The following is a 20100-nucleotide window of genomic DNA, read 5'->3' as shown; positions in this document are numbered from 1 at the left end:
ACTTGTCCTGACCTGGAATGCCCTTGCTACTACCTCACTTGGTGGACGAGAACCGTATTCGGCCAGCCCTCCTCCTTCTGTGTCGTCTCTGTGAAAACCCGGCGCCTGTCGGACCTGCGAGGTAGGCTTTCGAACACAGGTTCGATTCAGGGATTGGGGGGTGGGTATGGGTATCGCGGCGAGTCTGGATGTTCTCGGCTGTGCGGCCGGTGACCTCCTCGACGGCGATCTCACGCCACTGTCCGATGATGAGGTGGTCGAGACCATCCGCCGACTCGAGGAAACGGTTCGCCGGTTGGGTGCGGTGTCGGATCGGCTGGTCGTCGACACCGTCGAAAGGTCTGTTCCCGCGCGTCTGGGCTACAACAGCCCGAACAAACTGCTCGTGGACGTGATTCGGGTGTCGGCGTCGGAGGCGTCGGCACGAGTGTCCCGCGCCCGTGATGCCGGGACCTGGCACACGGTGGGCGGCGAGGCGTGTGCTGCGGCTCTTCCGGAAACGGCGGCCGCCAGGGCCGACGGAGCGATCGGCAACGATCACCTGCGTGCGGTCAGCCGCACCCTGCGGAAGGTGCCCCGCAACATCTCCCGTTCCGAACTCGCGACGGCGGAGAGGATTTTGGCCGACTGTGCCCGCGGCGGCACACCGGAAGATGTGGAACACGCCGGGCACAGGTTGCTGGCGTATCTGAATCCGGACGGCAGCCTCACCGACGACCGCGATCGGGCGCGCAGACGCAGTCTGCACGTGTCCGCACAGGACTCGGAGTTGATGTCGAAGATCTCCGGTGAACTCGACCCGACCACCCGGGCCCTCCTGGACCCGGTGTTGGAGAAGTGGGCACGTCCCGGCATGAACAACCCCACCGACCCGCACTCCCCAGTCGGTGACGCCGAACAGCCCGGTATCGACCGCCAGCAGTTGGCGGCCGCCGCCGCCCGCGACACCCGCACCACCGGGCAACGCAACCACGACGCATTGGCGGCGATGCTGCGGACCGTGCTGTCCTCCGGGGTGCTCGGCGCCCACCGTGGGCTGCCGGCCACCACCATCATCACCATGACCCTCGATCAACTCGAGAAAGCTGCGGGCGGGGTGGCCACCACCGCCACCGGCGGGCTGCTGCCCATCGTCGACGCGTTGACGCTCGCCGAACGATCGCATCCGGTGCTGGCGGTGTTCGATCATCACGGTCGGCCATTGCACCTGGGCCGCACCTCCCGTCTCGCGTCCGTCAATCAGCGGCTCGCGCTCATCGCCGCCGACGCCGGCTGCACCCGGCCCGGCTGCGTGGCCCCACCCACCCGGTGCGCGGTCCATCACGTCCGCGACTGGCGCCGCGGTGGTGGCACCGACATCGACAACCTCACCTTGGCCTGCGACGCCTGCCATGCCCTCGTCAACGACTCCGAGAACGGATGGGCCACCCACCGATCACGTCGACGAACCACCTGGACCCCGCCACGGCACATCGACCCTTCCCGTCGGCCACGGATCAACCACCGCCACCACCCACACGAACTGATCACCGAAACCTCCGACGACGAAGACGTCCCCTAGCGAGCTACGAGATCTGCGCACTCGCCGCGTGATGGACCAGGGGAGGGTGGCCATTCTGAAGGATCCGTCGGGCGGGCAGTTCGGTGTGTGATTTCGGGTGCCAGGTCGGCCCAAATGAGGGTGATCGTAGAGAACTTCTCCCGCACGGCGGCGAGCAGCCTTATCGCGCTGTCACGGTCCTGGATGGAGGCCTCGGTGACCACGACCGCCAGCAGCAGCCCGTTGGTGACGACCGCGACTCGGCAACTGCTTGCCAGGCGGTCGACGTGGTAATCCCGCACCCACGCTGTTAGCACATCGAGAGATGATTGCCCCGCCACGACGGTGCTGTTGCGACGCGGTCTCGGGAAAGTAGGCGTTACTCACCGTGTGATTTACCATGTGATCAGGAGGTGGATCACCATGACCACGGCACACCCACGACCCGATCTCGCTGCGTATAACGACGCTGCTCGCATGACGCAATCGCAGCTGGTCACAGAGTTGCGCTGGTTGCTCGGAGCCAAGCTCGTCGCCTACCTCGGGAAGGTGAAGGAAACCCGAGCTGTGCGTCAGTGGGCTGACGGCACCCGAACCATCAACAACGAGACCGACGTCGAGCGGCTCCGCATTGCCTATCGGGCCGCACGCCTGATCACCGAACGCGACACTGCTGCTGTGGCGCAGGCGTGGTTTCAAGGTCTGAACCCGATCCTCGACGATCAGCCACCGGCGTTGCTGCTTCGCGAGGGCGAGCTGGCGGACGTCGGTCCTAGGGTCCTCGCGGCCGCACGGCAGTTCGCTGCGGTGGGGTGAACCCGTCTATTAGAGCGTTGATCTCGACCAGCCGCGGCAACGTCTGCAGTGTCCACACAGAAGGGGCCGTGGCCTATCGCGTCGGTTTCCCACCCACCTCATGGGAGTCGACCCCATGGGAGTACGCGACCGACGGCCGCTTCACCGGCCGCTGGGACGATCCCGCGGGGGTGTGGCGGACCCTGTACGTGGGCTCAACCCGTCTCGCGTGCTATCTCGAAGTCCTGGCATTTGCCCGCAAAAGTCAGGAGTTGAGCGCCGCCCTCGAAGAGATCGTCGACGACGAGCATGAAGTCCCGACCATCACTCCGGGCCGAATCCCACGGTCGTGGATGTCGAACCGAGTGATTGGGAGCGGTGTGATCAATGGGTGGTTCGTCATTCCCGGCGACGCCGAATCAGTAGCAACCCTGCGAAACCGCTTCCTCGCCGACGCGATCCGACACGGACTCGACGACCTCGATACGGCGGCCCTCCGTGACGCCCGACCTCGCGCGCTCACCCAGGCGATCTCCCAGTGGATAAACACCCTCAACGCACCCACAGGTACTCCGGTGGCCGGGATCCAGTTCGAGTCGAGGCATGGTGACGGATTGGTGCTCTGGGCACTGTACGAACGCCCCGGTGACGGACCGGTCAGCAGCAAAGTCACCCCGCTGGACCGCAGCCCCGTCGAGGCGGACGACCCCGACTTGATCGCAGCAATGCGTCTTCACAACCTGGTCTGGGAGGATGGCCCGGCATCCTGACGGCCCAAGCGCAGCACCGTTCCTGCCGCGCCCGTAAATCCGTCCACCCCTGTCGGACCCCGCGCTTAGTGTCGATGAGGTAGCCGACAACTGAGGAGCCACGATGAGTGAAGTCACCACCAATCAACCTCTCGGTACACCAACCTGGATCGACCTCGGTATCCCCGATCTCGACAAGGCGATGTCGTTCTACGGCGGGGTCTTCGGTTGGGAGTTCGACGTGGGTCCCGAGGAGTCCGGGCGTTACACGATGTGTCGGCTGCGTGGCAAAGACGTCGCCGCGATCATGCCCAATCCTGATCCGGACGCCTCTGCATTCTGGTGGAACGTCTACCTGGCAAGCGACGACGTCGATGCGACGGTGGCCCGCGCCCGCGATGCCGGCGGAGTCGTGTTGGTGGACCCGATGGATGCGATGAGCGAGGGCCGAATGGCTATTCTCCGCGACCCGTCGGGTGGGCAGTTCGGCGTCTGGCAGGGGCGCGATCATGTCGGATGCGAGTTGGTGAACGAGCCGGGAGCCTTGCTCCGCAACGATCTCGTGACACCCAACCCCGGACCGGCCCGTGATTTCTACACGGCCGTCTTCGACTTCACACTGGATGGAAACGACGATCTCGAGGAGGGCGTGGACTTCACCTTCCTCCGCAGGCCGGACGGCCACGAGATCGGCGGCATCGTGGGAGTCCCCGAAGCGCCCGCGTCGTCCTGGGGCACGTTGTTCCAGGTAGAGAACGCCGATGCCGCTGTGGCGGCCGCCCGCGAACACGGGGGTACGGCGAGCGACGCCGAGGACATGCAATATGGCCGAATGGCGGAGGTCACAGACCCGTTCGGTGCGAAGTTCACCGTGGGTTCGCCGAGGTAGCCGCCTTCTCACCGGCCTTCTCTTCCGCAGGTGCTCCAGACGTCATCGAACGCTCACCGGGGTTAATCCGAACGAAACACATGCAACGGCAGCATGGACGAAGGCGCGGCGCTGCGTGAACGGCGTCCGCCCGCCAGTGAGGAGCAGCCGATGCAGCAGAAACCCGGTACGTCCGCGGTCAAGACTGCCTGCTCCTACTGTGGTGTCGGCTGCGGAATCGTCCTCGACGTGGAGACCGATCCGGAGACCGGACGCCGGAAAGTCCTCAAAGCCGCAGGTGACAAGGACCACCCCACCAACTTCGGTCGGCTGTGCACCAAGGGCTCGACCAGCGCGGAGATGCTCGCAGCGGACGGCCGGATGGAGTCCGGCTACCTGCGCACCGAGCGTGGCGCAGCACCCACTCAGGTCGGTGTGGACGAGGCGATCCGCGAAACAGCGGCCCGGCTGAAGGCGCTGCTCGACGAGCACGGCCCGGACGCACTGTCCTTCTACGTGTCGGGGCAGATGTCGATCGAGGCGCAATACCTGGCCAACAAGCTGGCCAAGGGGTTCGTCGGCACCAATCAGATCGAGTCCAACTCGCGTCTGTGTATGGCCAGCGCCGGAGCCGGTTACAAGCAGTCCCTCGGTGCCGACGGCCCGCCTGGTTCGTACCAGGACTTCGACAAGGCGGACGTCTTCTTCGTCATCGGCGCGAACATGGCCGACTGTCACCCCATCCTTTTCCTCCGACTGCTCGACCGGGTGAAGGCGGGTGCGAAGCTGATCGTCGTCGACCCCCGTCGTAACGCCACCGCCGACAAGGCCGACCTCTTCATGCAGATCAACCCGGGCACAGACCTGGCGTTGCTCAACGGCCTGCTGCACGAACTGGTGAAGAACGGGCACACCGATCCCGAGTTCATCGCCGAGTTCACCGAGGGCTGGGAGGTGATGCCGGAGTTCCTCGAGGACTACTCCCCCGACGCCGTTTCGGCCATCACCGGGCTCGCCGCCGACGACATCCGGCAGGCCGCCCGGTGGATCGGTGAGGCCGCCGACTGGATGAGTTGCTGGACGATGGGACTCAACCAAAGCACTCACGGCACCTGGAACACCAACGCCATTTGCAACCTGCACCTCGCCACGGGCGCCATCTGCCGACCGGGCAGCGGCCCGTTCTCGCTGACGGGCCAACCGAACGCCATGGGTGGTCGCGAGATGGGCTACATGGGTCCGGGCCTGCCGGGTCAGCGTTCGGTGCTGGTCGACGAGGACCGCGCGTTCGTCGAAGACCTCTGGAAACTTCCCGCCGGAACGTTGCGCACCGACGTCGGCACCGGAACCATCGACATGTTCGAGCAGATGGTGGCCGGAAACGTCAAGGCCTGCTGGATCATCTGCACCAATCCCGTTGCCACGGTGCCGAATCGGCGCACGGTGATCGAGGGGCTCGAGGCCGCTGACCTCGTTGTCACACAGGACGTCTTCGTCGACACCGAAACCAACGGGTACGCGGACATCATGCTGCCCGGCGCGCTGTGGGCCGAGTCCGAGTCGGTGATGGTCAACTCCGAACGCAACCTCACCCTCCTGCAACAGGCCACCGATCCCGTCGGCGATGCGATGCCGGACTGGCAGATCATCGCCCGAGTGGCATCCGAGATGGGGTACGCCGAGGCTTTCGACTACTCCTCCGCCGAGGAAGTATTCGAGGAGATCAAGCGTGCGTCGAATCCCAAGACCGGTTACGACCTGCGCGGCATCAGCTACGAGCGCCTGCGCGAAACCCCTGTTCAGTGGCCGAGCCCACCCGGCGATACCACCGACCGGAACCCCATCCGCTACCTCAACGACGGGGTCAGCCAGAACCTGCTGACCGGAGTCGACGGCGCGCAGCCCCGTCTGGCTTTCGCCACACCGTCCGGCAAGGCGGCGTTCTTCCCGCGCCCACACATGCCCGCCGCGGAAATGCCGGACGACGACTACCCCATGATCCTGAACACCGGTCGCCTCCAGCACCAGTGGCACACGATGACGAAAACCGGCAAGGTCACCAAGCTGAACAAGCTCGATTCCGGTCCGTTCGTCGAGGTCAACCCGCAGGATGCCGACGGCGCCGGAATCGAGGAGGGCGATCAGGTCGAGGTCGCCTCGCGGCGTGGACGGGCAGTACTGCCGGCGGTCGTCACCGATCGGGTCCGCGTCGGCGACTGTTTTGCCCCGTTTCATTGGAATGACAGCTTCGGTGAGTACCTGTCCATCAACGCAGTCACCAACGATGCTGTCGACGACACGTCGTTTCAGCCCGAGTTCAAGGTATGCGCCGTGTCGCTGACGAAAGTTGCTTCGGCGAAGAAGGATTCGGACACCGTTGCCGTGAAGGCAGGTACGCCGGCCGCGGAGATGAGCCGGATTCTGGGACTCGGGAGCTCGGCCTCACCCACGTTCGACGAGCACGAGCGGACCTACATCGAGGGCATGTTGTCCGGTTTGCAGTCCACGGAGATCGAGGGCGTTCCGGTGCTTCCGCGTTCGGCCCCGATCTCGGGCGCGAAACGTGTGTGGCTCGACGGACTCATGGCCGGTCTGTTCTCGCGGACACCGGGCGGCGCAGGTTCACCGGAGCCCGGCGCGGACCAGCAGGCGCCAGATGCGGTGCCTCCGGTCATCATCTTGCGGGCCTCCCAGACGGGTAACGCCGAGGAATTCGCGACCACGTGCGCCCAGCAACTGGAATCGTCGGGACGTGCCGCGAAGGTCATCGACATGGACGACTTCGAGGTTGCCGCCCTCGCCGACGTTCGGACTCTGCTCGTGGTCACCAGCACGTTCGGCGACGGCGATTCTCCCGACAACGGCGCCACCTTCTGGAGCGTGCTGGGCAGTGACGCCGCACCGAAACTCCCCGACACCAGGTTCGCCGTCCTGGCGTTCGGGGACTCCAACTACGACGACTTCTGTGGGCACGGCAAACGCCTCGATGCCCGGTTCGAGCAATTGGGGGCCACCCGCATCACCGCACGCGTCGACTGCGAACCCGACTACGAGGAGACCGCGGGCCAGTGGCTCGACACCGTGCAGGACCTGCTGAGCGACGGCGGTGACGCATCTCCGGCGGCGCCGATCGCCACACCAACGGTTGCGATGAAGAAGTCTGCACCGGCGTTCACGCGGAAGGCGCCCCTGGTCAGCCGCCTGCTCAAGAACGTGAAGCTCAGTGCTGAGGGATCATCGAAGGATGTGCGGCAGTTCGGCTTCGAACTGAGCGACCCGAACTTCGTCTACGAGGCCGGGGACGCGTTGGGCGTGTGGCCGGTCAACAGCGACGCCGTGGTCGACGAGTGGTTGGCGGCCACCGGACTCGACGCCGATATCGTCGTATCTGCGGACGAACTCCCCGATATGTCGTTGCGGGAGGCGCTACGTACCAAGCTCGAGATCGTGAAGGTCACCCCTGAGCTACTCAAGTTCCTGCTTGACCGGACACACGACACCGAGCTTGCCAGGTTACTGCGGCCGAACAACAAAATTGCACTGCAGCAATGGATGTGGGGGCGGCAGGCGATGGACGTCATTTCCGAGTTCGGGGTGAAAGCGCACGCTCACGAATGGATGGGCGTCCTCAAACGGTTGCAGCCGCGGCTCTACTCGATCTCGTCCAGCCCGAAGACGGATGCCGGTGAGGTGCAGCTGACCGTCTCGGCTGTCCGCTACGAACACGAAGGACACAGCCGAACGGGCGTGTGCTCGACATTCCTCGCCGACCATTGCGAGGAGGCCGAGATCCCGATCTTCGTGCAGAAGTCGGTGCATTTCCGGCCACCGTCGCGCTCGGATACACCAATGATCATGGTCGGCCCCGGCACCGGTATCGCCCCCTTCCGTGGGTTCCTGCACGAGAGAAGGGAACTCGGCCACACCGGCCAGAACTGGCTGTTCTTCGGAGAACAGCACGAGGAAACCGACTTCTACTACCGCGACGAGATGGAAGCGATGCGGGACGACGGGTTCCTGACCCGGCTCGACGTCGCCTTCTCTCGGGATCAGCGACAGAAGATCTACGTGCAGGATCGTATTCGTGAGCACGGCGCAAGAGTGTGGAGCTGGCTGGAGGCGGGCGCACACTTCTACGTGTGCGGCGACGCCAGCCGGATGGCGAAGGATGTCGACGCCACCCTACGTGAGGTGGTGCGCACCCACGGGCGCCTCGACGAGGAGGACACCGAGCTGTTCATGAAGCAGCTGCAGGCGGACAAGCGTTACGTACGGGACGTGTACTGAGGACGAAACGAAATCGGTGACCACCGATCTTACAATCCGTGAACACGGATGTGAGAACTTGATATAGCCGCAATTTCGGACATATCATCCCAATGTGACCGTTTTTCGGATTCGTGACGCCGCCGATCTGCTGGGCGTCAGTGATGACACCGTCCGGCGGTGGATAGACAATGGCAGCCTTCCCGTGGACAAGGACGCTTCTGGTCGCAAGGTGGTCGATGGTCGGGACCTGGCGGCATTCGCACGCTCGAACTCCGGCCCGTCCCCGGATCTGCTCGTCTCGGATTCTTCGGCCCGAAATCGCTTCGTCGGCATCGTCACCGAGGTGACCAGCGACAAGGTGATGTCGCAGGTCGAAATGCAGTGCGGCCCTTTCCGGGTCGTGTCGCTCATGAGTACCGAAGCTGTCCGGGAACTGGAACTCGAACCGGGCAGCGTTGCCGTGGCCGTCGTCAAATCGACAACGGTCGTCGTCGAAACCCCAGGGGGGAACAAGTGAAGCACTATCGAAGCCTGGCCGTGGTCGCGGCGGTTGCTGTTGCCGCACTTTCCGGTTGCAGTTCGGGACGCGATCAGTCCGAGCCGGTAACCGTTTTCGCCGCAGCCTCCTTGACCAAGCCCTTCACCGAAATCGGGGAGCTGTACGAGGAGCAGAATCCCGGCGAGTCCGTGATCTTCGACTTCGCCGGATCGTCGACCTTGGTTGCGCGCCTGGATCAGGGTGCGGACGCGGATGTGTTCGCCTCGGCGGATATCAAGAACATGGACAAGGCGGTCGATGCGGGAGTGGTGGGTGAGGACGCGCCGAGCACCTTTGCCTCCAACACCTTGACGATCGTGACAGCACCGGGCAATCCGAAGCAGGTCGAGTCTTTCCAAGATTTGACTCGCGAAGATCTCCTTGTGGTGATGTGTGCTCCGCAGGTGCCGTGCGGGTCGGCGACACAGAGAGTCGAGGAATCCTCCGGGGTCGACATCTCTCCGGTCAGTGAAGAGTCTTCGGTGACGGACGTACTCGCCAAGGTGACGTCCGGGCAGGCCGACGCCGGACTGGTGTACGTCACCGACGCTGCGGGTGCGGGAGACGACGTGACCGCGGTTCCGTTCCCGGAATCGGCATCCGCGGTCAACACCTATCCCATCTCCGTTCTCGAGAACACCGACGACGCGGAATCCGCGCAGAATTTCGTCGATCTGGTCCTGAGTCCGGAAGGGCAGGCGGTGTTGGCCGAGGCGGGCTTCGAGAAGCCGTGACGGGCGTGTCTCGCGGCGGTGTTCGGGCGGGACTTCCTGCCTGGATATACATACCGGCCGCCGCGGGCAGCCTTTTCGTGGTGTTGCCGTTGGTGGCGATGCTGCTGGTCGTGGATTGGTCTCGGTTCGGCGAGCTGATCACCTCCGAGTCGTCCACGGCGGCATTGTCTTTGAGTTTGAAGACGGCGACTGCCAGCACATTCGTGTGCATCGTCGTCGGTGTGCCCATGGCGATCGTGCTGGCGCGTACATCCTTTCGTGGGATGAACATCATCCGGTCGTTGGTCCTGCTGCCCCTTGTCCTCCCTCCGGTGGTGGGGGGTATTGCGTTGCTCTACACCTTCGGTCGACAGGGGTTGGTCGGCGAATACCTCGAGGTCGCCGGCATGGACATCGCGTTCTCCACCGCTGCCGTCGTTCTGGCGCAAACCTTTGTCGCGCTGCCGTTCCTGGTGGTCAGTCTCGAGGGTGCCCTCCGCACCGCCGGTCGACGCTATGAGGATGTGGCCACCACCTTGGGCGCCGGGCCGACCACCGTATTTCGTCGGGTGACCTTGCCTCTGGTGATACCCGGCCTGGTCTCCGGTGCGGTGCTCTCGTTCGCCCGTGCGCTCGGTGAGTTCGGTGCGACACTGACCTTCGCCGGCAGCTTGCAGGGTGTGACACGCACGCTGCCCTTGGAGATCTATCTCCAACGTGAAACCGATCCGGATGCGGCGGTGGCGCTGTCGCTCGTGCTCGTAGTGGTTGCCGTAGCCATCGTGGTGCTCTCCCGGTCCTGGGTTGCGAGGTCGGCGGTATGAACGGCCTGGCGGCACACGTGCGTCACGACAAACGAGGGGTCGACCTGGGGTTCGAGATCGCCCCGGGCGAGGTACTGGCAATGCTGGGACCCAATGGAGCCGGCAAGTCCACCGTATTGTCGATGATCGCGGGGCTGCTCTCACCCGATGAGGGACGGATCGAGCTCGACGGGCGCACCCTCACCGACACGAATGCAGGGGTATCGATCGCAGCGCATCGACGCGGAGTGGCGATGCTGGCGCAGGACGCACTGCTGTTTCCTCACCTCACCGCTGTCGCCAACGTCGCGTTCGCGCCGCGCAGTGCGGGACGCGGTCGCACCGAGTCGATGCGGATCGCACAGAGATGGTTGCATGCAGTCGATGCCGGAGATCTCGCACACCGTCGCCCCCGTCAACTCTCGGGTGGGCAGGCGCAGCGTATCGCCGTTGCCCGGGCGCTCGCTGCGGACCCGCAACTTCTGCTGCTGGACGAACCCATGTCGGCTTTGGATGTCACCGCGGCACCCGCCTTGCGGGTGCTACTGCGCCGGGTGCTCCGTGAGTCGAAGTGCACCGCTGTGATCGTCACGCACGACGTCCTCGACGCGTTGGCGCTCGCCGATCGTGCAGCGGTGGTCGACGGTGGCCAGATCGTGGAATCCGGTCCGGTGCACGAGGTTCTGGCGAAGCCGAGGAGCGGGTTCGCCGCCCGACTGGCGGGCCTGAACTTGATCGAAGGGCGCATACACGGCGACACGCTGAAAACAGTGGGTGGCACCTGCGTGACCGGTACGGCCGGAGATGCCGCCGATACGGAATCGTCGGGGGTTGCCGTGTTCACGCCGAGTGCGGTGGCGATCCACCTGAGAAGCCCGGAAGGTAGTCCACGCAACGTATTTCCCGTGACGCTCGGAGAACTCGAGGCACGTGGAGCGGTGATTCGGGTGCGCGGAGAGACGGACAGCCGGCTGGATCTGAGCGCCGACGTGACGGCGGCATCGGTTGCCGCTCTGGACCTCGAACCGGGGATGTCGGCCTACTTCGTGGTGAAGTCCACCGAGGTGGCCCTGCACCCGGCACACTGAAGTGCCGGGTAGTCAGGTCAGCCCAGGCTGGCGTGCATCAGGTAGACGTTGTAGCTGTCCCACTCCGACATCGTGAAGTAAAGATCCTCGGACGTGGACCACGGGTGGATGAATCCGCCGTACGCCTTCGGGTAATCGGACGTGTCGATCAGCTCCGACCCCTCGGACCACGCCCCCTGCGGGCTTTGGGACTCGCGCAGCACGATGGCGCCGCGCGCCGGATCGAGGTAGGCCATCTGCCAGATGCCCGCGACCTCGTCGTAGCGGACCGACAGCTCACTCGCGGTACCCGACATGATCGGCGTCGCCTGGTTGTGCGAACCCGGGGTCCACGTGCCGTTGGACCAATACTGGTACGCCGTCGGGTTGAGCACCTGATCCGTGGGCACCCGGCCGAGGCCGATGGTGCCGACCCGCCCGTTGGGGGTGCCGAACAGGTAGACGTAGTCGCCGTGCGGGACCATCGCCGACACCTGGAAACGGGCTCCGAACGAGTTCTCCCACTTGGCGTGCTGCGACTTGGTCCAGGTCTGACCGTCGTCGTCGGAGTAGGCGATGCCGCCGTAGTTCGTGTACCACATGCCCGGAATCAGGCTCCAGCGCTTGACCGACATGTACGTCATGAACTGGCGGTCACCGATCGTGAAACCGGACGTCGGAATGGTGGTGGTTTCGTAATTCTCGATGTGGCGGCTGGCGATGACCTCCGCGGCGTGGCACCGGCTGTCCTGCACCATGCTGTCGATGGTCATGCCGTCGGACAGGTCGGTATCCGAGCTGAAGCCGAGCACGTTGGACCGCCAGTCCTCGCCGTTGGCGCCGGGCGGATTCCAGTCGTTGCCGAAGGTGTCGCCGAAGGCGACGGCTATCTCACCCGGCTCGGACTCCCACATGATCCCCAGGTCCGTGCCGTCGACCTGCCACCGCTTGTCGGTGCGGTTCTCCGATCCATGTCCGGTGAGCTGCTCGACGAGCCGAACATCGTTGATCGTGGGGCTCGCCACGGCGGGGGTGAGGACGCCGGGCTCTGCCGGATGAACGTCGGGGACGGGGGCCGGCTGCGGCTCCGGTCCCGGACCGCCAGGGATCGGAATCGGGATGGTCTCGGGCTGCGGCTCGATCTCGATGCGCGGGAACGGCAGCCCCGATGATCCCGATGATCCCGACGAGCCGGGGTCGCCTTCCTGGTCCGGCACGTCGGTGATGTCCGGGCAGGGATTGTCGCAGGGGTTCTCGGGGAGCGGTGTTTGCGGAACGCGGGTGTTGTCGACGGGCGGCCCCGGCTCAGGGACCGGCACGAACTCCGGATACGGGAGGGGAATCCTGATCGTCTCCGGGATGGTCGGAAGCACGGGTCCGCCCTCGCTGGGTGGTTCCTTGGCCGGGTTGAACCCGACCTCGCCGCAGGAGTTGACGGGAAGCCAGTCCGGAGGCAGGGCCTGCGCGCCGGCGGCCCCGAAGCCGACGGATGCTGCGAGAACTGTGATCACACACGAAGCCGAACCGGCAGCCGTTCTCATGGATTTCCGCCGCGTGACCACTGTTGTCCCTCCGTTTCCGGCGACCGCCCAGACGTGACCGGTCGACCGCACAGAAGATAACACCCGAGTCGGACGCGGGCCGGGATGGAACCGACCTGGGCTTTCCCGCGTCATACACCGGTATGGACCCTCTGGAGTATTCGTTCGGTACGGGTGTGGATGCCCCCACCACGTGGACCTCTCTCGCCGATCTGAGTGTGGGCACCGCGGGGTCGCTCGACGCCGTCGCACTGGACTTCGACGGAGACGGATGGCGAGACGATGCGATGTGGGACTTCGACGGCGACGGTGTCGCGGACCATTCCGTCCTCGATGTCGGCGACGAGGCGAGGTACTTCACCGATCCGTCCGGTGAGGGCACCTGGAATCAGGAGGTGCCGGATCCCGAGGACCGCCGTCCAGAAAAGTTGAGCACGCAGATGCCGCGTCCGGAAATGCCGCAGCCGGGGACATCGACACCCGAGACCGTACGCCCGGATACCGCACAACCGGGAACCACGGCCTACCCGGCCGGGGGTCTCGGTGTCCGTCCGGTGTCGACGGAGTCCATCGCGTCGAGCACCGTGAAGGTGGACCGACCGATTTTTGTTGTGGACTCAGACTTTTCGCCGGCTGTTGATTGCGACGGCGATCAGGCCGGCGGCGTAGACGGCGGACCCTCCCAACGCCAGGCTCACTGATCGTCCGTCCGGCGGGATCACGGTTGCCGCAACCGCGATCGCTGCGATGAACGCGATGTTGAACACGGTGTCCTGCAGGGCGAACACCTGGCCGCGCCGGTCGTCGTCTATTTCGATCTGCATGGCGGCGTCACCGGTGAGTTTGATCGATTGCCCGGCGAACCCCAGGAGGAACGCCCCGACCAGCAGGGATGCCTGGGTGAGTGTCGCAACGAAGGTGGCTTGCACGGCGAACGCGACGATCAGGCCACCGACCACCGTGCGCGAGCGTCCGATTCGAGGGATGACGAGTGGTGTAGTGATGGCGGCGATCAGCATCCCGGCCGCGGTGGCGGCGAGTGCGACACCGAAGCCCGCGAAACCGCCGGGTAGCGAACTGTGACGATCCGTATCTCGTAGGACCAGAAGCATGATCAGGGTGTCGACGCCGAAGACGATGCGGTGAGCGCCGATGCCGGTCATCGCGGTGGTCACTCCGGGCCGGTGCCAGACCGCGAGCGCACCGGTCTGCAATCCGGAAACGACGGCCCGTACCGCATTGGGTGCAGCGGATTCGGTGTGATGTGGTCCGAGAAGTCCTCGCCGAAATCCCCCGGCCGCGATCGCGGCGATCACCGAGCCGGACACCGACACGGCTACTGCTGTTCCCGATCCGAGATCTCCTGCGCCGACGATCCCGATGACGGTGACCGCGCTGACTGCTCCGAGCGCCGCGACAGCCGAACCGGCGGTGGCGAGTACGGAGTTGGTGGGTACGAGCCATTTCCGGGGAACGACGCGCGGCAGTGATGCCGAAACGCCGGCCAGGACGAACCGGCTCACGCCAACCGCGGCCAGTGCCAGCAGGAACAGGGCAGATTCGTCGACGCCCCCGATGAGTAGGGCGGCGACGGCGAGGATCAACGCGCCACGCAGAACGTTCGCCCACAGCAGCACGGCCCGCCGGTCCCATCGGTCGAGCAGGGCCCCGGCGAACGGTCCGAGGACCGAATACGGCAGCAGGAGCACCGCGAATCCGGCGGCGATGGCGGCGGGATCGGTATGCCGCTCGGGATTGAAGAGAATGGCACCGCCCAGGGCGGCCTGGAACATGCCGTCCCCGAACTGGCTGGCGAAGCGGACGGTGACGAGCCGGTACAGCCCCGGTGAGTGCCGCAGCGCCTCGACGGTGGTGCGCCAGGCCGCTCCGCGTCCACCCGCCCGTTGCTCCACACCGCCGACTGTATCGGGCGGTCAGGCGCTTGCGTGTAGGGCGGTCTCTTCCCGGTCGCGCCACCAGCGGACGGTCGCCGAGGCGGCGTCGGCGAGGGGTGTGGGTGAGAGTCCGAGGAGCGCTTCGCTCGCGCTGGAGTCCATGACGAAGGGCTTCTCGAACTGGTACATCATCTCGGCGATCTCTCGGGTGCCGCCGTGGATTCGACCGATTCCCCGCAGCACCCATCCGGGTAGCGCGGAGACCTTCGGTGTTGTGACACCTCCCGCGGCGGCGAACGTCTCGACCAGTTGGCGTTGCGTCAATGCCGGCGCGGTCGGTGCGTGTAGGACTCGGTCCCAGGCGGACGGATTGTGTGCAGCGGCGATCATTGCTGCGGCCAAGTCGGGTACATAGGTGAACGAGTGCGCGACGTCCGCAGACCCGAGTACGCGTTGGGTCTTTCCGTCGAGGATGGTGGGCACCATCCTCTCTCCCGCGGCGGCAGTGCGAACCTGCGGACCGAAGAAGTCCGATGCGACGACGCTGACGGTGTGGGTGGTCGATTCTGCGCGCGTTTCCAGTAGGCGGGCGCGTACTCCGGGTTTCCCGGTGGTCGCATTGCGTGGGTTCGTCTCGGTCATCGGCTGGATGCGCGCGTCGTACGAGTACAGGCTTTCGGGGAACACGACGACGGCGCCGATGCGGCTTGCGGCCTCGAGCACTGTCCGCTCGGCTGCGGGCAGCGTTTGTTCCCATACTGCTGTGCTGTAGCTGTCGCCGTGGATGCAGTGGTAGACGGTGGTGGCGCCCGCGAAGGCGGCGGCGACGGCGCTCGGATCGGACACGTCGACCTGCAGGTGTTCGATCGAGGGGTGCTTCGGTCCGCTTCCTGAGCGGGTGAGGATGCGGACGTGGTGGCCTTGTTCGGCGAGTTGTTCGGCGATGGTCCAGCCGACGGGGCCGGCTCCGGTGACGATTTCGAGGTTGGTCATGAGTCGCTCGTTTCTGTGAAGAGGGTTATGAGAGCAGCGCTCTCGATAGTCAGAATGCGCGCCCTCCGATGTGGTGTCAAGAGCAGTGCTCACATTTGTTGACACCGCTCTCGGACAGGGGGCATTCTGTAGACGTGTCAGGTACTCCACGTGAACGCGCCCGCGAACAGACGCTGCACGACATCACCCGAATCGGACGCGAGCATCTCGAGAAAGTCGGAGCCGCCGCCCTGTCGCTACGCGCCGTGGCCCGTGACCTCGGCGTCGTCTCGTCGGCGGTGTACCGCTACGTCAAGAGTCGCGACGAACTCCTGACCCTGCTGGTCGTGGACGGATACGACGAACTGGGTTGCGAGGTGGAGGCGGCGGTGGCTGCGGCGTCGGAGCCTGTGGACCAGTTCTTCGCACTCGCGCGAGCCGTGCGGACGTGGGCGCTTCGTGAACCCGCCCGGTACGGGCTGCTGTTCGGCAGCCCCGTTCCCGGATACGACGCGCCCGGTGAGCAGACCACCGGCCCAGGAACACGTGTTGTGGTGGCCTTGGTTCAGATCCTCGGCCGGGCGCACAGCGAAGGCGGACTGTCGATCGACAACGCCGACCTGGCGCCCGCGCTGGGTACCGACTTGGAGCGCATCCGAGTCGAGATCGGCCTGGACCTGCCGACACCGCTTCTCGCCCGCGGAGTCCTGGTGTGGTCGTCGCTGTTCGGGGCCGTGAACTTCGAGGTTTTCGGACAGTACGGTTCCGACACCTTCACCGATCCCTCCGAACTGTACGAACACCAGCTTCGCGTCCTCGCTGGGATCGCCGGATTCGATCCCGTCCGAAACTTCGGTCGCGTCGGGTGCCCCATCGGCCGGAGCGCGGTGGAATGATGTTTCCGTGGAGTACGCAGAAGAGCCCGAGGACCGAACAGCATCAGCCGAACCGGCCGTTCGCCCCGGAAGTTTGTTGGTCTCTTCCACGGACCTGGTCGAACCTGCTTTTCGGCGCACCGTCATCTACATGATCGAACACAACGAGAACGGCAGCCTCGGTGTCGTCGTGAACCGGCCCAGTCAGACCACGCTGCACGACGTGCTTCCGCAGTGGAACTCGTATGCTGCCCGGCCGGAGGTGTTGTTCGTCGGCGGTCCGGTCAAGCGCGATTCAGCACTGTGTCTGGCGACGCTGCGCACCGGTGCCGACGCCACAGGCGTGCCGGGTTTGCGACGCGTCCACGGGCGTGTGGTGATGGTCGATCTCGACTCCGAGCCCGACGTCGTCGCACCGTTCGTCGAGGGTGTCCGTGTGTTCGCCGGATACTCGGGATGGACGTACGGCCAGCTCGACTCCGAGTTGCAGCGCGGGGACTGGATGGTCATTTCGGCGCTGGCCTCGGACGTGTTGGCGCCGCCGCGCGTGGATGTCTGGGCGCAGGTGCTGCGTCGTCAACCCCTACCGCTCGCCATGCTCGCCACGCACCCCATCGACGTGGAGCGCAACTGATTCGGTCTGAGGTCCTCAGTAGTGGTAGCGCGCCTGGAGGATGATCAGGTCGTCATCGTCGACGAGGTACACGAGCCGGTGCTCCTCGGTGATGCGTCGCGACCACGCTCCTTGCGCGCCGTATTTCAGCTGCTCGGGCTTGCCGATTCCGGCGAACGGATCGCGAAGGCAGGCGTCGATGAGCGTGTTGATCCGTTTGAGGATCTTGCGGTCCGTCGTCTGCCAGTGCTTGTAGTCCTCCCAGGCGGACGCATCCCAGACCAGCCGCACTCACTCCTCCCGGTCGAGGTCGTGCGTCTCGGTCTTCCCTGCGCGGGCGCGCTCGTAGGCATCGAGCAGCCGGCGGGCATTGGCGGGTGATCGGAGCAGGTAGGCGGTCTCCTGCCACGCCGCGTACTCGTCGGCCGGCATGAGGACGGCGTTACCTTTGCGGGAGACGATCTCGACAGCGGTGCGGTCCTCGTTCACGCGCTCGATGAGCGGGAACAGCGTCTTGCGCGCTTCACTGGCGCTGATGGACATGATGACGACCTCTTCCGAAGGAGTGGTACGAGGTAACGGTACCATTCAGGAGTCCTCCCGCATGGCTGCCATTTGCGCTGGCCGCGATGGGCCGCGACGAACGCCGCCGGATCGCTGCAGCAGAGGCGCGCGCAGTCAAGGACGATCCGGCTGACGTGGCCGAAGTCCGGGTCATCCAGGAGGACATGGCCGCGCTGCATGAGGGGTGAGGTCTACAGGCTGCCTGCGCGAGGCAAGGGTCATGGGCAGAGGGGTCGGCGGTACGCCGTCGTAGTGCAGCCTGACTGGCTCACACTCAGTACCTGGATCGTCGCGTTCACGAGCACCAGCGCACGAGAGACCAGCTTCCGGCCGCCAGCGCTCATCGCCGGTCGACAGACGCTGGTGATGTGTGACCAACTCGCGACCGTGGACCTGGGCCGCCTCACAGATCCCGTCGGGTTCCTCACCATCGACGAGATGCAGCGAGTCGACGAGGCCCTCGCCTTGGTTCTAGATCTATAGCTCGACTACATCGAGCCTTTGGCTATGCCCGTTGCTCCGGAGGTCACGCGACGTCGGGCCGCGAGCCGGCGGAGCCGTTCCGCCTCACTGGCGAGGTGGTCGATTGCATCCCGTAGTGAGGTGCCCCGTTCGGCGGTCAGACCCTCCAGGACCCACCCACGAATGAGTGCGCTGACCGGTACGCCGGCCTCGCTGGCCAGGCGTTCGATATCGGCGAAATCGTCCTCGTGAAGACGCACGGATTGCACGATCGACCGACCCCGCCGCTCGCCCGTGGCGCTCTCGGGAAGCGGCTGATCATAAGTGGCCTCCGATTCGTCCTGCACCGTCTGTACGTCGCGTTCGGCACCCATCTTCACTCGCCCCTTTCGTAACGTCTCCGGTCGGGGCCGTTCGACTCCCAACCGTTTGCGCCGCAAAAGCTGTCGGCACCGTTGTGCACGAGAATTACCGTGATAATCGCACGACGGCTGTGGCTGTAGCCGATTACCCGCACTCCACGACCGGATTGGCTGCGAGGGTCGGGGTCGAACCACAGGGCATCGATGTCTCGGACCGCCTCGTTGGCCTCGACGACGGCAACGTTGTGTCTGGTCCACATGTGGCCAGCACCGTGCGTCCAGTCCACCGATACCGTTACAACTACGAATCTACTACACCAATGGGTCTTGTGCACTCGTCTCACGTGAAAACGTCTGCCCCGTCAGACTCTCGAGTCACCCCGTCGACGTGGAGCGACGCACCGAGTCGGGCACCAGGAGTGTGCGGTCGACCTGACGGAGGTAGGGGTCATTCGGCGGCACAAGTGCGACCCCCTTGGGGCGCTTCGCCGTCCGTAGCCCGTCGAGCAGCGACTCGGGCAGTTCGTACCGCTTCGACTCGATCCCGACCTCGACGAGCTTGTCGCCGAACTCGTGCCACAGAGCGTTGATCCCGGTGGTGCCAGCTCCCTGCCAGTCGCGGTACAGCGTCTTGGTCGTGGGTCCGTTCACCCTGAAGAACGCCTCATGCTCCCCGCTCGACTGGCGGCTGCCCTGCAGCCCGAGTACGAGCAGGTCGTCGAGGAAGCCTTCGTCGGCGCGCTCGGCCAGGCCGTGCCCTTGCCAGCGGTACCCGGGCCACTGGTCCCTGTCGACGCTGACTGTGTCGCTCATGCAGCCGACACTAGGGGACGCACCCCCGCGCGTCCCCGAACGTGTCGGTGAGCGGTGGTACCAAGAGGGTTGTGAACAGAGAATGCGAGCGTTGCAGCGAAGCCGAGGCTCTCGACCACTGCCACGGCACGCTGATCCTGCACACCGACGGCTCCGCCGAGTGCACGGACGAATTGTGCCTGCGTGAGATCGAGGCCCGCCACCAACTGATCGTCGACTGCGCCGACCTCATCGGTTGCGGATGTGCAGAAATGCTGGCCGCGGCGTACCGCCGCGCCTCCTGACGGTCGTTACGACGATCGTGCCAACCCGCTCGGGAACGAAGGGAATCCAACTCGTCTCGATTTGCTTCCTTTGTCGGAGTTGGGTGGTTCAATAGCCATCCAACTAGGAGAGGGGTCTGGCGTGGGATTCGCCGACAACATCAACGCCTTGGCGGACAAGGTTCGCGAGGCGAAGTCGACAATCGCAACCGAGGAGGCGACGAAGAATGCGTTCATCATGCCCTTCATCTCGTCGGTATTGGGGTATGACCAGGGCCCCGGCAAAGTCGTGAGTGATGCCTGCTGAACTGTTGTTTCGGTGCGTGATGAGGCTCGACGGAGAGTGCGGATTGGGGCGGGCACGACCGTTTCGGTCATGATTCAAGTTCCTACACCAG

22 protein-coding genes and 1 pseudogene are annotated in these 20100 nt (G+C 65.1%); 16 read left to right on the top strand and 7 right to left on the bottom strand.

Translation table 11 applies throughout. The features are described 5' to 3' along the window. Nucleotides 1-166 precede the first annotated feature (166 nt). The 9 genes from ACZI8Q_RS16695 (at nt 167) to ACZI8Q_RS16655 (ending at nt 11363) form a co-directional block, all read left to right on the top strand. The gene (locus tag ACZI8Q_RS16695; protein WP_463374780.1) at nt 167-1561 is read left to right on the top strand and encodes an HNH endonuclease signature motif containing protein; all 1395 of its coding nucleotides are present in this window, start codon (nt 167-169) and stop codon (nt 1559-1561) included. 402 nt (nt 1562-1963) lie between these two features. Then, nucleotides 1964-2356, top strand: a complete 393-nt coding sequence (locus tag ACZI8Q_RS16690; protein ID WP_463374684.1) for a hypothetical protein — start codon at nt 1964-1966, stop codon at nt 2354-2356. A gap of 68 nt (nt 2357-2424) precedes the next feature. After that, nucleotides 2425-3105, top strand: coding sequence for an RES domain-containing protein (locus tag ACZI8Q_RS16685; RefSeq protein ID WP_463374683.1), 681 nt, complete (start codon nt 2425-2427; stop codon nt 3103-3105). 103 nt (nt 3106-3208) lie between these two features. Next, nucleotides 3209-3973 (top strand): VOC family protein, encoded by a 765-nt coding sequence (locus tag ACZI8Q_RS16680; RefSeq protein ID WP_463374682.1) that lies wholly within the window; start codon nt 3209-3211, stop codon nt 3971-3973. A gap of 150 nt (nt 3974-4123) precedes the next feature. After that, nucleotides 4124-8239 (top strand): molybdopterin-dependent oxidoreductase, encoded by a 4116-nt coding sequence (locus ACZI8Q_RS16675; RefSeq protein ID WP_463374681.1) that lies wholly within the window; start codon nt 4124-4126, stop codon nt 8237-8239. 94 nt (nt 8240-8333) lie between these two features. Beyond that, nucleotides 8334-8738, top strand: a complete 405-nt coding sequence (locus tag ACZI8Q_RS16670) for a TOBE domain-containing protein (RefSeq protein ID WP_463374680.1) — start codon at nt 8334-8336, stop codon at nt 8736-8738. Continuing rightward, nucleotides 8735-9493 (top strand): molybdate ABC transporter substrate-binding protein, encoded by a 759-nt coding sequence (gene modA / locus ACZI8Q_RS16665; protein WP_463374679.1) that lies wholly within the window; start codon nt 8735-8737, stop codon nt 9491-9493. Before ACZI8Q_RS16670 ends, modA begins: the two co-directional genes overlap by 4 nt. Beyond that, a complete protein-coding gene (locus ACZI8Q_RS16660; protein ID WP_463374678.1) occupies nt 9490-10296 on the top strand; it encodes an ABC transporter permease in 807 nt (268 codons plus the stop codon). Before modA ends, ACZI8Q_RS16660 begins: the two co-directional genes overlap by 4 nt. Then, nucleotides 10293-11363, top strand: coding sequence for a sulfate/molybdate ABC transporter ATP-binding protein (locus ACZI8Q_RS16655; RefSeq protein WP_463374677.1), 1071 nt, complete (start codon nt 10293-10295; stop codon nt 11361-11363). The genes ACZI8Q_RS16660 and ACZI8Q_RS16655 overlap by 4 nt, the downstream gene beginning before the upstream one ends. A 17-nt stretch (nt 11364-11380) precedes the next feature. Here ACZI8Q_RS16655 and ACZI8Q_RS16650 read toward each other — a convergent pair whose 3' ends face one another. Continuing rightward, nucleotides 11381-12883 carry a DUF4185 domain-containing protein gene (locus ACZI8Q_RS16650; protein ID WP_463374676.1) on the bottom strand — a complete coding sequence of 501 codons (1503 nt, stop codon included), beginning with the start codon at nt 12881-12883 and terminating at the stop codon, nt 11381-11383. A gap of 143 nt (nt 12884-13026) precedes the next feature. Between ACZI8Q_RS16650 and ACZI8Q_RS16645 the strand changes: the two genes are divergently transcribed. Continuing rightward, complete coding sequence (locus ACZI8Q_RS16645) at nt 13027-13584, top strand: hypothetical protein (protein ID WP_463374675.1); 558 nt, start codon at nt 13027-13029, stop codon at nt 13582-13584. Here the strand turns inward: ACZI8Q_RS16645 and ACZI8Q_RS16640 are convergent. Both ACZI8Q_RS16640 and ACZI8Q_RS16635 read right to left on the bottom strand, forming a co-directional pair. Beyond that, the gene (locus tag ACZI8Q_RS16640) at nt 13501-14796 is read right to left on the bottom strand and encodes an MFS transporter (RefSeq protein ID WP_463374674.1); all 1296 of its coding nucleotides are present in this window, start codon (nt 14794-14796) and stop codon (nt 13501-13503) included. The two genes, ACZI8Q_RS16645 and ACZI8Q_RS16640, sit on opposite strands and share 84 nt — an antisense overlap. 21 nt (nt 14797-14817) lie before the next feature. Then, on the bottom strand, nt 14818-15771 hold the full coding sequence (locus ACZI8Q_RS16635; RefSeq protein WP_463374673.1) for an NAD-dependent epimerase/dehydratase family protein: 954 nt from the start codon (nt 15769-15771) through the stop codon (nt 14818-14820). Between the two features lie 134 nt (nt 15772-15905). On the opposite strand from ACZI8Q_RS16635, the gene ACZI8Q_RS16630 reads away from it, so the two are divergent. Together ACZI8Q_RS16630 and ACZI8Q_RS16625 are read left to right on the top strand one after the other, a co-directional pair. Beyond that, complete coding sequence (locus tag ACZI8Q_RS16630) at nt 15906-16646, top strand: TetR/AcrR family transcriptional regulator (RefSeq protein WP_463374672.1); 741 nt, start codon at nt 15906-15908, stop codon at nt 16644-16646. Between the two features lie 7 nt (nt 16647-16653). Continuing rightward, a complete protein-coding gene (locus tag ACZI8Q_RS16625) occupies nt 16654-17259 on the top strand; it encodes a YqgE/AlgH family protein (RefSeq protein ID WP_463374671.1) in 606 nt (201 codons plus the stop codon). Between the two features lie 15 nt (nt 17260-17274). On the opposite strand, the gene ACZI8Q_RS16620 is transcribed toward ACZI8Q_RS16625, so the two are convergent. Together ACZI8Q_RS16620 and ACZI8Q_RS16615 are read right to left on the bottom strand one after the other, a co-directional pair. Continuing rightward, nucleotides 17275-17529, bottom strand: a complete 255-nt coding sequence (locus tag ACZI8Q_RS16620; protein ID WP_463374670.1) for a Txe/YoeB family addiction module toxin — start codon at nt 17527-17529, stop codon at nt 17275-17277. Next, the gene (locus ACZI8Q_RS16615) at nt 17530-17781 is read right to left on the bottom strand and encodes a type II toxin-antitoxin system Phd/YefM family antitoxin (protein ID WP_463374669.1); all 252 of its coding nucleotides are present in this window, start codon (nt 17779-17781) and stop codon (nt 17530-17532) included. Between the two features lie 86 nt (nt 17782-17867). Here ACZI8Q_RS16615 and ACZI8Q_RS16610 point away from each other — a divergent pair, with 86 nt between their 5' ends. Continuing rightward, a complete protein-coding gene (locus ACZI8Q_RS16610; protein WP_463374668.1) occupies nt 17868-17990 on the top strand; it encodes a hypothetical protein in 123 nt (40 codons plus the stop codon). Further along, nucleotides 17980-18285, top strand: a complete 306-nt coding sequence (locus tag ACZI8Q_RS16605) for a type II toxin-antitoxin system PemK/MazF family toxin (protein WP_463374667.1) — start codon at nt 17980-17982, stop codon at nt 18283-18285. Before ACZI8Q_RS16610 ends, ACZI8Q_RS16605 begins: the two co-directional genes overlap by 11 nt. Before the next feature lie 5 nt (nt 18286-18290). Here the strand turns inward: ACZI8Q_RS16605 and ACZI8Q_RS16600 are convergent, their stop codons facing one another. Both ACZI8Q_RS16600 and ACZI8Q_RS16595 read right to left on the bottom strand, forming a co-directional pair. Next, on the bottom strand, nt 18291-18638 hold the full coding sequence (locus ACZI8Q_RS16600) for a hypothetical protein (protein ID WP_463374666.1): 348 nt from the start codon (nt 18636-18638) through the stop codon (nt 18291-18293). Nucleotides 18639-19001: 363 nt separating this feature from the next. Then, entirely contained in the window at nt 19002-19439 is a 438-nt protein-coding gene (locus ACZI8Q_RS16595) for a DNA glycosylase AlkZ-like family protein (protein ID WP_463374665.1), read from the bottom strand. Between the two features lie 71 nt (nt 19440-19510). Between ACZI8Q_RS16595 and ACZI8Q_RS16590 the strand changes: the two genes are divergently transcribed. Then, nucleotides 19511-19723, top strand: coding sequence for a hypothetical protein (locus ACZI8Q_RS16590; protein ID WP_463374664.1), 213 nt, complete (start codon nt 19511-19513; stop codon nt 19721-19723). Between the two features lie 121 nt (nt 19724-19844). Continuing rightward, nucleotides 19845-19973: pseudogene (locus ACZI8Q_RS16585) on the top strand (restriction endonuclease); the annotation flags it as partial. Between the last annotated feature and the right edge of the window lie 127 nt (nt 19974-20100).

This window comes from Rhodococcus quanlei (assembly GCF_055231015.1).
Note: the sequence above shows the minus strand (reverse complement) of the source record. Positions and strands in the feature narration are given on the sequence as shown.

Excerpts from the sequence above, each read along its gene's own strand:
- ACZI8Q_RS16595 (WP_463374665.1), bottom strand. The coding sequence starts at position 19,439 with ATGAGCGACACAGTCAGCGTCGACAGGGACCAGTGGCCCGGGTACCGC.
- ACZI8Q_RS16650 (WP_463374676.1), bottom strand. The coding sequence starts at position 12,883 with ATGAGAACGGCTGCCGGTTCGGCTTCGTGTGTGATCACAGTTCTCGCA.
- ACZI8Q_RS16605 (WP_463374667.1), top strand. The coding sequence starts at position 17,980 with ATGAGGGGTGAGGTCTACAGGCTGCCTGCGCGAGGCAAGGGTCATGGG.
- ACZI8Q_RS16695 (WP_463374780.1), top strand. The coding sequence starts at position 167 with ATGGGTATCGCGGCGAGTCTGGATGTTCTCGGCTGTGCGGCCGGTGAC.
- ACZI8Q_RS16655 (WP_463374677.1), top strand. The coding sequence starts at position 10,293 with ATGAACGGCCTGGCGGCACACGTGCGTCACGACAAACGAGGGGTCGAC.
- ACZI8Q_RS16675 (WP_463374681.1), top strand. The coding sequence starts at position 4,124 with ATGCAGCAGAAACCCGGTACGTCCGCGGTCAAGACTGCCTGCTCCTAC.
- ACZI8Q_RS16690 (WP_463374684.1), top strand. The coding sequence starts at position 1,964 with ATGACCACGGCACACCCACGACCCGATCTCGCTGCGTATAACGACGCT.
- ACZI8Q_RS16635 (WP_463374673.1), bottom strand. The coding sequence starts at position 15,771 with ATGACCAACCTCGAAATCGTCACCGGAGCCGGCCCCGTCGGCTGGACC.
- ACZI8Q_RS16680 (WP_463374682.1), top strand. The coding sequence starts at position 3,209 with ATGAGTGAAGTCACCACCAATCAACCTCTCGGTACACCAACCTGGATC.
- ACZI8Q_RS16610 (WP_463374668.1), top strand. The coding sequence starts at position 17,868 with ATGGGCCGCGACGAACGCCGCCGGATCGCTGCAGCAGAGGCGCGCGCA.
- ACZI8Q_RS16600 (WP_463374666.1), bottom strand. The coding sequence starts at position 18,638 with ATGGGTGCCGAACGCGACGTACAGACGGTGCAGGACGAATCGGAGGCC.
- ACZI8Q_RS16615 (WP_463374669.1), bottom strand. The coding sequence starts at position 17,781 with ATGTCCATCAGCGCCAGTGAAGCGCGCAAGACGCTGTTCCCGCTCATC.
- ACZI8Q_RS16645 (WP_463374675.1), top strand. The coding sequence starts at position 13,027 with ATGGACCCTCTGGAGTATTCGTTCGGTACGGGTGTGGATGCCCCCACC.